13 protein-coding genes and 1 riboswitch are annotated in these 12,191 nt (G+C 66.4%); of the genes, 8 read left to right on the top strand and 5 right to left on the bottom strand.

The genetic code is table 11. The features are described 5' to 3' along the window. The first annotated feature begins 54 nt into the window (after positions 1-54). The gene (locus E3T43_RS09090) at positions 55-723 is read left to right on the top strand and encodes an HAD hydrolase-like protein (protein ID WP_092448097.1); all 669 of its coding nucleotides are present in this window, start codon (positions 55-57) and stop codon (positions 721-723) included. 4 nt (positions 724-727) lie between these two features. On the opposite strand, the gene E3T43_RS09085 is transcribed toward E3T43_RS09090, so the two are convergent. From E3T43_RS09085 to hxlB, 3 genes are all read right to left on the bottom strand, one after another. Further along, positions 728-2,158, bottom strand: a complete 1,431-nt coding sequence (locus E3T43_RS09085) for an FAD-binding oxidoreductase (RefSeq protein WP_134472222.1) — start codon at positions 2,156-2,158, stop codon at positions 728-730. A 244-nt stretch (positions 2,159-2,402) separates the two neighbouring features. Continuing rightward, positions 2,403-3,026 (bottom strand): 3-hexulose-6-phosphate synthase, encoded by a 624-nt coding sequence (gene hxlA / locus E3T43_RS09080; RefSeq protein WP_092448092.1) that lies wholly within the window; start codon positions 3,024-3,026, stop codon positions 2,403-2,405. 61 nt (positions 3,027-3,087) lie between these two features. Next, on the bottom strand, positions 3,088-3,672 hold the full coding sequence (gene hxlB, locus E3T43_RS09075; RefSeq protein WP_134472221.1) for a 6-phospho-3-hexuloisomerase: 585 nt from the start codon (positions 3,670-3,672) through the stop codon (positions 3,088-3,090). 113 nt (positions 3,673-3,785) lie between these two features. Here hxlB and E3T43_RS09070 point away from each other — a divergent pair, with 113 nt between their 5' ends. The 7 genes from E3T43_RS09070 to E3T43_RS09040 all read left to right on the top strand — a co-directional run bounded on the left by E3T43_RS09070 (position 3,786) and on the right by E3T43_RS09040 (position 10,628). Further along, positions 3,786-4,754 carry a response regulator transcription factor family protein gene (locus E3T43_RS09070; RefSeq protein ID WP_134472220.1) on the top strand — a complete coding sequence of 323 codons (969 nt, stop codon included), beginning with the start codon at positions 3,786-3,788 and terminating at the stop codon, positions 4,752-4,754. A gap of 165 nt (positions 4,755-4,919) precedes the next feature. Then, positions 4,920-5,027, top strand: a riboswitch (TPP riboswitch). Beyond that, positions 5,021-6,676 carry a phosphomethylpyrimidine synthase ThiC gene (thiC, locus tag E3T43_RS09065; RefSeq protein ID WP_134472219.1) on the top strand — a complete coding sequence of 552 codons (1,656 nt, stop codon included), beginning with the start codon at positions 5,021-5,023 and terminating at the stop codon, positions 6,674-6,676. It overlaps the preceding riboswitch by 7 nt. Positions 6,677-6,753: 77 nt before the next feature. Next, the gene (locus E3T43_RS19510) at positions 6,754-7,143 is read left to right on the top strand and encodes a hydroxyethylthiazole kinase (protein ID WP_370449920.1); all 390 of its coding nucleotides are present in this window, start codon (positions 6,754-6,756) and stop codon (positions 7,141-7,143) included. After that, the gene (locus tag E3T43_RS09055) at positions 7,122-7,367 is read left to right on the top strand and encodes a hypothetical protein (protein WP_166791287.1); all 246 of its coding nucleotides are present in this window, start codon (positions 7,122-7,124) and stop codon (positions 7,365-7,367) included. Before E3T43_RS19510 ends, E3T43_RS09055 begins: the two co-directional genes overlap by 22 nt. A gap of 101 nt (positions 7,368-7,468) precedes the next feature. Then, the gene (locus E3T43_RS09050) at positions 7,469-8,452 is read left to right on the top strand and encodes a BTAD domain-containing putative transcriptional regulator (RefSeq protein ID WP_134472216.1); all 984 of its coding nucleotides are present in this window, start codon (positions 7,469-7,471) and stop codon (positions 8,450-8,452) included. A gap of 123 nt (positions 8,453-8,575) precedes the next feature. Further along, positions 8,576-9,289, top strand: coding sequence for a response regulator transcription factor (locus E3T43_RS09045; RefSeq protein WP_134472215.1), 714 nt, complete (start codon positions 8,576-8,578; stop codon positions 9,287-9,289). Continuing rightward, positions 9,282-10,628: a sensor histidine kinase gene (locus E3T43_RS09040; protein ID WP_134472214.1), complete on the top strand. Its 1,347-nt coding sequence runs from the start codon at positions 9,282-9,284 to the stop codon at positions 10,626-10,628. The genes E3T43_RS09045 and E3T43_RS09040 overlap by 8 nt, the downstream gene beginning before the upstream one ends. On the opposite strand, the gene E3T43_RS09035 is transcribed toward E3T43_RS09040, so the two are convergent. Further along, positions 10,585-11,580, bottom strand: coding sequence for a hypothetical protein (locus tag E3T43_RS09035; protein ID WP_134472213.1), 996 nt, complete (start codon positions 11,578-11,580; stop codon positions 10,585-10,587). The two genes, E3T43_RS09040 and E3T43_RS09035, sit on opposite strands and share 44 nt — an antisense overlap. Then, positions 11,580-12,191 (bottom strand): multicopper oxidase domain-containing protein (locus E3T43_RS09030; protein WP_166791286.1); only part of this gene is annotated, 612 nt, incomplete at its 5' end. The genes E3T43_RS09035 and E3T43_RS09030, both read right to left, overlap by 1 nt.

The following is a 12,191-nucleotide window of genomic DNA, read 5'->3' as shown; positions in this document are numbered from 1 at the left end:
GAGCAAAGTGGGCAAATGGGGTACATTTTTGTCTTAGCGCTTAGGCTATGCCGAATGAACGCAACATTGACGCGCACTTGGAGCGCCATTCTCTTCGACCTCGACGGAACCATCACGGATTCCGCCCCGGCCATCACCAGCTCTCTGGCCCGCACGTTTACGCTGCTCGGCCGACCGGTGCCCTCCGCTGCCCAACTGCTCGCCTACGTCGGCCCGCCCATGTTCGACGCCTTTCAGGAATACGCCGGCATGACCCCCGCCGAAGCCGTCGAAGCCATCGCCGTCTACCGCGCCGAGTACCACGGCGCCGCCGCGCTCGACACGGCTGTCTTTCCCGGCGTCGCCGGCCTGCTCGAACGTATCCACGCGGCCGGAATTCCGCTCGCCCTGGCCACCAGCAAGCCCGAGCTCAGCGCGATCGCCATTCTCACGCACTTCGACCTCGCCAAGTACTTCACGGCCACCGTCGGTGCTTCCGCCGACGACACCCGCAGCAACAAGGCCGACATCGTCGCAGAAGCGCTCGCCCGCCTGGCCGCGACCGGCGTAGACACCGGCGGCGCCGTCCTGGTCGGCGACCGCAGCTACGACGCCATCGGCGCGCAGGCGAATGGCATTCCGGCGATTCTGGTGGAGTGGGGCTACGGCTCGCCAGCCGAGGCCGAGGCGGCGACCGCGGTCGTGCACTCGACCGACCAGCTCCGCAAGCTGCTGCTCGGCTGAGGCCCTAGGAGTCGAAGCCCAGCCCCACGGCATCGAGCCCCTTGAGCAGCACGTTGCGGCGGCCCCGATTGTGGTCGGCACGATTGAGTGCCCAGCGCGTGGCCTGAATTCCAGCGGATGCGAGCGGCTCCGGTGGGAACGAAAGCGGACGGCCCCGCACCATGGCCAGTTCAGTGCGCTCCGTACTGCGGCCGGCCAGCTGGTCCAGCATGACCTGGGCGGCGAAGTGCGTGGCACCAACACCGAGGCCGGTGAAGCCGGCCGCATAACTGATGCGCCCGCCGCGAGCCTGCCCGAAGAAGGCACAGAACTGCGTGGACGTGTCGATCGCGCCGGCCCATTTGTGGCTGAAGCGCACGCCGGCCAGCTGCGGAAACGTCGTGAAGAAGTGGCTGCTGAGCTTCTCGAAGGTCTCCGGTCGGTTCTCGTAGCCGCTGCGCACCTTTCGCCCGTAGTGGTACACGGCGTCGTAGCCGCCAAACAGAATGCGGTTGTCGGCGCTCAGCCGGTAGTAGTGAAACTGGTTGGCGAGGTCGCTCAGGCCCTGCCGATTCTGCCAGCCGATCGCGGCGAGCTGGCTCGCATCGAGCGGTTCGGTCATTAGCACGTAGTCGTAGACCGGAACGGTCGCGAGTTTGTTGCGTTTGAGCAGCGAGGGAAAGACATTGGTGGCGAGCGCGACCTTCTGCGCGGTCACGGTGCCGCCCGTGGTCACTACCCGGGCGCCCTGGGCCGGCCGACGTCGGGCCGTGTCCACGCTCTGCACGAGCGAGTGCTCGAAGATCTCCACTCCAAGGTCGGTCGCCACGCGCGCCAGTTCGGCAGCGAGCTTGCCCGGATGCACGAGGGCGGTGCTGCCCCGGTGCCAGACGCCGGCGAGGTAGGTCGGTGACGCGACCTCGGCCCGCACTGCGGACTCGTCGAGAAACACCACGTTTTCGCCGATCGTCTCTTCGCGCAGCCACTCAATCTGATGCTCTTCGATGGCGAGGTCGATGGATCCAGTGCGTTCAAAATCGCAGTCGATGCCGAGGTCAGCCACCGCTCGTTCGATCTCGTCGAGGTTCTCGTTGCCCAGTTCGGTCAGTCGGTCGATCTCTTTCGGCCAGCGACTGCGCCCGTTGTCGTCACCGTGGGTCAGGCTCGCCTCGCAGAAGCCGCCATTGCGACCGGATGCCGCCCAGCCGACCGTGCGCGCCTCCAACAAAAGCACCCTCGCATCAGGGTTTTGCTGCTTGGCCAGCACCGCACTCCACAGTCCGAGGTAGCCGCCGCCAACGATCGCGAGGTTGCAGCGCAGGTCGCCGGTGAGCGCTGGATAGCCGGTACGCGGCTCAAGCTCCTCGAGCCAAAACGAGCCCTGGCGTGTTCCCGTGAGCGAGGCTTTAACAACGGATGCCGCTGGCCGGGCCCGGTCGAAAATGGTGCTGCTCATGCGTGGCTGCTGGTCATGGGTGGCGTCCTCTCGCGGCGACGATGCCGCCGACTAGTCTGGGCGCCACCAGCCTAGCTGCGCCCACCGACAGGCCGGGGCGCGGCATGTGGGCCCATGCGTGCAGGAGTGCCCCCGTTGACCGGGCCCGGGCCCGGTCGGATTTCTCGTCACCCGGGCAGGGACATCCGCTTAACGCAAAAGTGCCGCCCGCAGAAGCGGGACGGCACCAGATCAAGCGCTTGGGCTAGATAATCGCGGCGCGAAGGGCGGCAGCAGCTGCGGCCGGGTCTTCGGCGCCGTAGATTGCTCCGCCGGCAACGGCGACCGTTGCCCCGGCGCGCTGCACCGAAGAGATGGTCGACAGGTTCACGCCGCCGGCAAGGGAGAACGGAACCTTGGCGGTCTCGCCCTGGTTGAGCAGTGTGGCGAGCGAGAAGCCGGGCTCGGCCTGCTCGTCGAGTCCAGCGTGCATCTCGACGAACTGGGCACCGAGCGCGGTGACCTCGCGGGCGCGGGTGACCTTGTCGGCAACGCCGATGAGGTCAACGACGATGCCCTTGCCGTGCTTGGTCGCGGCGGCGACGGCTCCGATAATGGTGCTGTCCCCGGCCGTGCCGAGCACGGTGACGAGGTCTGCACCGGCGGCGAAGGCGATGTCGGCTTCGAGCTCGCCGGCATCCATCGTCTTGAGGTCGGCAAAGACGATCTTGTCGGGGTGCGCGTTCTTGATCGCGGTGACGGCGCGCAGGCCTTCTGCCTTGATCAGCGGGGTGCCGAGCTCGATGATGTCGACGTGCGGTGCAACCTGAGCAGCCAGCGTGAGCGCCGCTTCGGTGGTCAGTACGTCCATAGCTACCTGAAGCTTCATGGGGGTTCTTCTTTCTGTTGGGGTACGTGTTTCTTGCGACCGGGCCCGGGCCCGGTCGGTATTACTCGAGGTTGGCGTGACGCGGCCAGAGCTGTTCGGCCGTGGAACCGCTCGCCTTCCAGAGCGTGTGAAACAGGGCGTCGCCGACGAACAACACCGACTGCTCGAACAGGCCGCCCGAATACTGGGCCGACACCTGCCCGGCGTGGTCCTGCTTGGCAGCCGCGGGAATGACCACGGTCACCGCGGCGAGCCGCCCGAGCGGCGACTCGGGCGCCGTGGTCAGCGCAAGAATGCTCGCCCCCACGCCGTGAGCCGTCTCGGCGGCACGCACAATGGCGCCCGTCGTACCGGATCCGCTCGCCACCAGCAGCACGTCGCCCGACACAATCGCCGGGCTGGTCACCTCGCCCACCACGTGCACGTCGAGGCCGAGGTGCATGAGTCGCATCGCGGTCATCTTCAGTGCCAGCCCGGAGCGGCCAGCACCGAGCACAAACACCCGGGGCGCCGCGGCGAGCAGGGTTGCTGCCTCATCCAGTACTGAAGCGGATGCCGATCGCAGCGCCTCGACGACGCGGCCGTTCTCGGCGAAAATGAGGCCGAGGGCATCCGCTGCCAGTGGGGTGGTTGTCGTTTCGGTCATGATTCAATGGTCCACTCCTTCGAGTGGGAATGCTGCCCGCCAAACGAGCGGTTTTCCTACCCAAACGGATGGCTCTGGGTGGGCTCCGAGGATGGCCCGGGTAGGCTGGGGGCATGACTTCCGCTCCATCTAACCCCGGCGTGCGCGCCACCGCCACTGAAGCCGCTGCCCGCAGCACGGCCGCCGCCCTCCGGTCTGATGCTGCTACCGGAGCTGCCGAACCGGCCGCGTCATCCGCCACGACCGCAAAACGCTCGACGCTCCCCGCAAACTCCCCGGTTCAAACAGCGCGCAGCGCAGCCGCCGAACGCTCCAAACTCATCGCCGACCTCACGGACGCACACGCCACCACGCTGGAATCCCTGCTCGCTGTCCTGCGCTCCGGCAGCACGAGTGACACCGCCGCCCGACAGAAGGCCACCGAACTCGCCGCCGCCGCGATGGTCGCCCTGCGCGCGGTGAGCGACCTCGATCGCAGTCTCACCGAGGAACCCGTCGCCCGCGCCTTCGAACGCCTCAGGAACGACCTGCGACCGCTCGTGCGCTTCGGCGACCTCGACGTGCAGTTCATCGAGCCGCCGGTGAACGGTCGGGCATTGCCCGGCGAGGTCGCCCACGAAGCCCGCGCCATTGTGCGCGGCGCCGTACTCGCCCTCGTCGAACAGGCCGGGGTCGCGCGGGTGCGCGTGCAGTGGGACTGCGACGGAAGTAACCTGCTCATCCACATTCGGGACGACGGTCCGGGCAACCTCGATGCCGAGGTTCCGAGCGTGCGCCAGCTTGCCGCCCGCGTCGTCGCGCTCAGCGGCACCCTTAACGTCGAGGCCACCGCCGGCTGGGGCTCCGAGATGGCCGTGTCGCTGCCGCTCGACGCGCCCACGGCATCCGTCACCGCCGCCGCGGCCTGGGGCCTCAGCCCACGCGAACGCGGCGTGCTCGAACTCGTCGCCTCTGGGGCGCGCAACAAGGCCATCGCACAGGCCCTGACCATCAGCGAGAACACAGTGAAGTTTCACGTGGCCAACCTGCTGCGCAAGGTCGGCGCCTCGACCCGCGCCGAGCTGGCCGCACTCGCTCGCTAAGCGGATGCCCAGCGCCAGCTATGCCTGGCCCGCCGCAGGCTCGGGCGCCAGCTCCCGGTCATCGCGCCAGCGATGCCCGGCGCGATGACCCCCAACGGGCGCGGTGACCGCGACCCCGGTAGGACCCGAGCGCGCAACCAGCGCTAGGGTGAAGGAGTCAGAAGACACACCAACCACGGGAGCGCGCACCAGCGAGCTGAGAGGACGGCCAGGGCCGTCGACCGTTGAACCTGTCCGGGTAATGCCGGCGTAGGAAGTTCGAGAACATGCGCACAATTGACGACACAACTATGTCCGAAACCGTCACAACGGGCCCGATCCAGGGCAGCAGCAAACGCTACGAACCGGTAAAGGACTGGCCCGGGCTCGAAGTTCCCGTTCGCAGGGTGAACCTCAGCAACGGCGAACACTTCGACCTGTACGACACGTCCGGCCCGTACACCGACGAGACGGCCACAATCGATCTCGAGAAGGGGCTGCCGCAGACTCGGGCCGGGTGGGAGCATCCGCTGCCCGTCGATGGCGCTGCCACCCAGCTGGTCTGGGCCCGCGCCGGCATTGTCACGCCGGAGATGGCCTACATCGCCGCACGCGAGGGCGTCTCGGTCGAGCTCGTCCGCGACGAGGTGGCGCGAGGCCGGGCCGTCATTCCGGCCAACCACAAGCATCCGGAGAGCGAGCCGATGATTATCGGCAAGGCCTTCACCGTGAAGATCAACGCGAACATCGGCAACTCGGCGGTGACCTCGTCGATCGCCGAAGAGGTCGAGAAGATGGTCTGGGCGGCCCGCTGGGGCGCCGACACCCTGATGGATCTCTCCACCGGCAAGGACATTCACCTCACTCGAGAGTGGATCATGCGCAACTCGCCCATTCCGGTGGGCACCGTTCCGCTCTACCAGGCCGTTGAAAAGGTCAACGGCGACCCGTCGCTGCTCACCTGGGAGATCTACCGCGACACCGTGATCGAGCAGTGCGAGCAGGGCGTCGACTACATGACCGTGCACGCCGGCGTGCTGCTGCGCTACGTGCCGCTGACCGCCAACCGGGTGACCGGAATCGTCTCGCGCGGCGGCTCGATCATGGCCGCCTGGTGCCTCGCGCACCACCAGGAGAGCTTTCTCTACACCCACTTCGTGGAGCTGTGCGAGATTCTGCGCCGCTACGACGTGACCTTCTCGCTCGGCGACGGCCTGCGCCCCGGCTCGATCGCCGACGCCAACGACGAGGCCCAGTTCGCGGAGCTGCGCACCCTCGGTGAGCTGACGAAGGTCGCGAAGTCCTACGGAGTGCAGGTGATGATCGAGGGCCCCGGCCACGTTCCGATGCACAAGATCGTCGAAAACGTGGCGCTCGAAGAGGAACTCTGCGAGGAGGCCCCGTTCTACACGCTCGGCCCGCTCGCCACCGATATCGCACCGGCCTACGACCACATCACGAGCGCGATCGGCGCGGCCATCATCGCCCAGGCCGGCACCGCCATGCTCTGCTACGTCACGCCCAAGGAACACCTCGGCCTGCCCAACCGCGACGACGTGAAAACCGGCGTGATCACCTACAAGATCGCCGCGCACTCCGCCGACCTGGCCAAACAGCATCCGCGCGCCCAGGAACGCGACGACGCCCTCAGTCGGGCCCGGTTCGAATTTCGTTGGACCGACCAGTTCGCGCTCTCGCTCGACCCGGACACCGCGCAGAGCTTTCACGACGAGACGCTGCCGGCCGGCCCCGCCAAGGCCGCCCACTTCTGCAGCATGTGCGGTCCCAAGTTCTGTTCCATGCGTATTTCAGCGGATGTTCGGGTGTACGCCGAAGAGAACGGCCTCACCAGTCTCGAGGCCATCGAGGCGGGAATGGCCGAGAAGTCGGCCGAGTTCACCCGTCTGGGCAGCTCGGTCTATCTACCGCTGCGGGTGCTCTAATGACGGTTCTTTCCGGCGAGCGGATGCCCACCGACACTCCCACGGTCGCCCCGGCATCCGCTGGTTAGGCCATTCGCGTGCTGGCGGCACTCCGCCGGCACCATCCGCTCGTGCAGTGGCTTACGATTACCGTCGTCGCCGGCTTCACCGCCAACGTGCTGCTCGCGGTTGGGGCTGCGCCGGCGATGGTCGACAACACGGAGGAATCGGCCGAATTCGCTGCCAAGGCCGGCGCTGTTCTGGTCAACCTGGACACCCTCGCCGTGCACACCGGGCACGAGATCATGACCCGGGCAGCTTCGCCGTGGCCCTGCTGGATGAGCTCCCTGTTCCAACGCCGCCGCAAAATTCTGATCCCATTGGCCATCGCCTGGCTCGTGATGGCTGGGTGCCGGCGACCGCCGCCGATCTGCTCTCCAGCCCGGTGCAGCCCGGGGCCCACCGCGTGCGCATTCTGCTCGAACTGACCGTAACGGATGCCTCCGGCCTCGCCTTTCGCGCCGCCGACTACTCCCTATCCGGACTCGGCGCGCGGTCCGCCGCGCTCTGGGTCGACCCGGCGGAGCAGAGCGGAGCATCCGTTCAAGCGACCCTCGTTTTCGAAATCCCCAATCAGGTCATTGCCCTCGTCCTGGATGGGCCTCACGGGGCCAGCCTGTCCCTCGGAACCGGGCACCATACCAACTCCTGAAATGGTCCCCGAAATTGGGGGTAGTTCCCTAGTCCACCCGCGGCTTACCCCGGGCTTGGGCAAACGGGCACCATTGTCGCATTCCAACAGTGGAGGTCTTCATGACAATGGAATCGGACACCCGAGTGCAGCCAGCCAGCGCGCCCTTCGCACACCTCAACGTTCAACTCTTCGGCAACCTGACCATTCGACGCGGCCCCGTTGTTCTGCACGCCCACCAACTCGGCGGACCGAAACCGCGCCAGATCCTGGAGATTCTTCTCGTACACGTTGGCCTCCCGGTGTCGAAAGACCACCTGATCGAATTGCTCTGGGGAGCAAACCCGCCGGTCGAAGCCCTGCCCACCCTGGAAAGTTATGTCAGCGTGCTGCGCCGCCACCTGCAGCCCGGTGCAGGAAAGTTCGGGCCGTTGCAGACAACGACCGGCGGCTATGTGTTGGACCGCGACCTGGTCGATGTCGACCTTGACCAGTTCGACCATCTGCTGCAACGAGCCCAGAAAACCAATCCCGAGCTGGCTTACCCCTTCTTACTTCGCGCCCTCGACCTCGCCGAAGCCCCACTGCTCTGCGATGAACTGGTCGCAGCGTGGGCATCGGAGGCACGTGACCTGCACGCGTCCCGGCTGACCGTAGCCCGCGTTCTGGCGTCCGAAACCGCCGCTGCTCTGCACCGGATCGACGATTCCGTCGATCTCGCCACCCTCGCGATTGCCGATGACCCGCTCAATGAACGAGCCTGGACGGCCCTCATCCTCGGGCTGGAGGCTGCCGGGCGCCACGCCCAGGGCCTGCAGGCCTATGACCGGTGCCGCCATGCCATGCAGAGCGAACTGGGCTGCGCACCCGGCCAGGTTCTGCGCTCAGCCCAGCTGCGTCTGCTGCACGCGACGGCCGCCGAAGACGGTGACCTTGCCGACGTGCTCTCGGCCTTTCTCGTGCTGCACGAACAGCTGGGAGCGCCAGCACCCGATTCGCGCCCCCGACCGAGCACACTTCCGCGACCAGAGCCGGTCGCGGATTCCCTCCGAGAGGCCACTGATGTCATCACCTCATTCCTGCGCCGCGCCGTCGCTCGCGCCTGATTCCCGAGTCATACCATATGGGGGACAAAAACAACAGGACTCGACAAAATCTCATGTTCTGCAGATACTGATTTGGTCTATGGAGCTAACGCAGCTCGCGACAGGGCAGAGAGGTCGCCGCAGATGACCACGCAGATGTCCCCCCTTGAACCCAGCATTCAGGGGACGGCGCTTTACTCGCCCGCCATTGCACAGATTCGCATTCTCATCGTCGACGACCACACGACCTTTGCCGAGTTGCTCACCGGTTCCCTTAACCGCGAGCCCGACCTGTGCAGCGTTGGCTCAGCCAACAACGTCGCAAGCGGCGTCGCTGCGTGTCTGGAGCTGGTCCCCGACGTTGTCGTCATGGACTACCACCTGCCCGACGGCAGCGGGCTCGTCGCGGCCGCCGCTATTCTGGCCCGCGCCCCGCAGACCCGCATCGTGATCCTCACCGGCGACCCGGCCCTCGAGGCCCTCGAACAGGCCGCGGCGATCGGCGTCTGCGCCTTCCTGCCCAAGGATGGTTCGCTCGCCACGGTGCTCGACACGCTCCGCCATGCTCGGATTGGCGGTTTCATTGTGCATCCGTCGCTCGTGGGCCTGCTCAGCGCCCGACGCCGACAGCACAACGAGGAGGTTCCGTTTCCCGAGCTGACCAAGCGCGAGCTCGCGGTGCTCCGCCTCATGGGGGAGGGTTCCGACGTGCGGGCCAACGCCAAGACCCTCGGCATCTCGGAGAACACCTGCCGGGGTTACGTCAAGTCCATCCTCGGCAAGCTTGGCGCACACTCCCAGCTCGAAGCCGTCGTGATCGCCACTCGCCTGGGTTTGGTTCCCGCCCAGCATGTCTAACTCGGCGGCGAAGCCCAGCCGCCTCGACCGAACCCGGTCGGACGAACGTTCCGAGGTGCGCTCGGCGGTGGGCCGGTTCATCACCGTCGGCGTCATCGCCATGATGATCATCGCCGTACCGGCCGCACTCTGGGTCCGCGCTGAATCCAAGAGCAACGCCATGGACAACGCCATCCAACAGGCTCAACGCCTCGCCGACTATTCCATCGGACCGCTCATTACCGACGACCTCCTCGCGGGGTTGCCCGGATCGACCCGTCAACTGGACGACCGCCTGGCTCCCCGCATCTCCGACGGATCGATTGTGCGCATCAAGGTCTGGGACTCCGGGGGGCGAATCGTGTACTCCGACCTTCCGTCCCTGATCGGCCAGGTCTTCGACCTGCCGAGCTTTGCCCCTGAACTCCTGGCCGGAGGCAAGGGGCATGCAAACCTCGGCGTGCAGGACGGCGCCGACGACGTGCACGAGTCCCAGGCCGGCGAATTGGTCGAGGTGCACGTGCGCACCACGGCGGCCAACGGTCAGGTCGTAATTTTGGAGGCGTACTTCAATGACGACGGGGTCCGTGACGAGCAAAACGCACTCGTGGTCGGGCTGATTCCCACCTTCCTGCTGTCCCTTGGAGCCCTTCAAATGGCCCAGCTCGTGCCGGCGATCCAGCTGGCCCGGCGCATCCAGGGTCACCAGTCAACGAAACGCCGCCTCCTGCAGCACGCGATCGACGCCTCCGACCTGGAACGCCAGCGCATTGCCCGTGATCTGCACGACGAAGTCATTCAAGATCTGGCCGGCCTGTCCTACGCCCTCGAAGCCGAGGAAATGCATTCCACCCCCGAGAATCGGGCGCTCTTCGGCCAGGCCAAGGCCATCCTGCAAAAGAACGTGCGCACCCTGCGCGCTATGACGACCGAGCTCTACCCACCCGATCTGGCCGAACTCGGACTGCCGGCCGCCCTCACCCGGCTGGCCGCCCCGCTGCTCGAGCACGACATCGAGGTCAAACTGCATATTCCCCCCGACTGCGATCTCGACCGGGACCGCTCGGCGATGTTCTATCGGGTGGCCCGCGAGGTGCTCGCCAACACCGTGAAACATGCCAAGGCCGGCACCGTCGAGCTGACGCTCATGCAAGATACCGATCGCACCATCCTGCTCATCCATGACAACGGCTGCGGCTTCGACGTGGCCGCGGACGCACCCGAGAATCACATGGGTCTGCGCATCATGCGCGACACCATCGAGGTCGCCGGCGGTACCCTCGAGGTCCGCTCCTGGGTGGGCGGCGGCACCTCCGTCATGGCGACTCTGGATCGGGTCGTTCCGGTTCGAACGCGCTAGCCCGAAGCCTGCGCCGCCGCCGCACCAGACTCCAACCGGCGAGCAGCACCGTCACGCCCAGCACCACCGCGAGTCCGATCCAGTAGGCCAGCCACGGTCCCAACGGTGTCGCGTCAACCTCGGCCTCGGCCACCGGCGCATCGCTCACCACCTCGTGCGAGGTTCCGCCAGCCAAGACCACCGGCTGTGGGATCGGTTCGGCGGCGACGTCAACGCCCGTCCCGCCGGGCGTGCCGGCCAGGACAGCCACCCGCCGGGGTGTGGTGCCGGCCGGGCGTGCCATCGCGCTGCGCACGGAATCCACCATTTCGTCGCCCAATAGTGTCCCGAGGTAGCTCACGCCCAAGGTGTCGGTGCCAGCCGTGGTCTCGTAGTTTCCCAGAGTATCAGAGAGGATGCCTTCACGCGCAATAGCATCGGCCAACGCCCCCGGGTCGGTCGCGTCCACCTCGAAGACGAGATCGTGCACCAGAACGGTCAGCACGAAGTACTGCGCGGGTTGGGTGGCCGTCGATGCATCGATAAGGCCGCGCGCGTCGTCTTCGGTCGACCCCGCCGGCAGCAGCAGGGTCAGCTGGGGCACGGCCTGCTCCAGCACCCCGGCCGGCAACACATCGGGGGAAATCTCGGCGAGCCTGAGGTCGGCACCGTCGGCACGCTGGTCCACGCCGGCGCGTAACGTGGGCAGATCGGCATCCGCTCTCGTATGTATCGCGAGTACGACCCGGCGTTGCACCAGTGGTCCGTCGTAGTTGACCAGGGGTCGGCTATTGCCAATTTCGCTGCGTGAAGCGGATGCCGCGGCTGGCGTAGTCGAGGTGCTGGTCGTGCCAGGCGGGGCCGAGGCCGAGGCCCAAGCGGTGCAGCCACTCAGCACTCCAGCCGCCAGTAAACCAGCGCTGAGCAGAGCGAGCAGCCGCACCGCCGGGGTCGGACGGGTCGCGTGAACCATCAGGTGCCGGCTGGCAGCCCCGGCAGGTACACCGGCGGGTAGGCATTCATCGGCATCGTGTCCCAATAGGCGGGATCGGAGTAGATCGGGTCGTTCACCCGGGAGTCTCCCACCGCGAATTGCACCATCATGTCATGGTCCTCGTGCACCAGGTTGTGGCAGTGAATCATGTAGCGGCCGCCGGCCTCCGGCCCGGTGTCGAACTGCATGAGCGCCGTGATCGACTCGTTCTCGCCGACGTAGAAGACGTCCTTCGGCCCATTTTCCCAGACGAACGGCTTCCCGCCGTTGGTGTTTCGGCCGATGATCTTGGCATCGATCAGGTGAATGTGCACCGGGTGGAACCAGCCACCTGAGCCATTCGTGATGGTCCATTGCTCCACATCGTAGGGCTGCGGATTGCCGAACAGCTTGGTGAAGCGGGAGGCAGTAACGTCAGCCCAGGTCGTGCCGTTGATTTTCCACACGCCGTTCACCTTTTCCACCTTGAGTTGCCGTTTGATCCTGGCCATTGGCGAGTAGCGCTTGATGGTAGCGCCAGTCCAGGTAATTGGTAGCAAAGTTCTGACGAGGTGGTAGCGGCCCGGGCTTGGTGCCCGGGCCGCCGTGGT

The organism is Cryobacterium sp. Hh7 (assembly GCF_004403155.1).
GTDB classification, from domain to species: domain Bacteria; phylum Actinomycetota; class Actinomycetes; order Actinomycetales; family Microbacteriaceae; genus Cryobacterium; species Cryobacterium levicorallinum.
The sequence above is the reverse complement of the archived record's forward strand: the minus strand, read 5'-3'. Positions and strand labels throughout refer to the sequence as shown.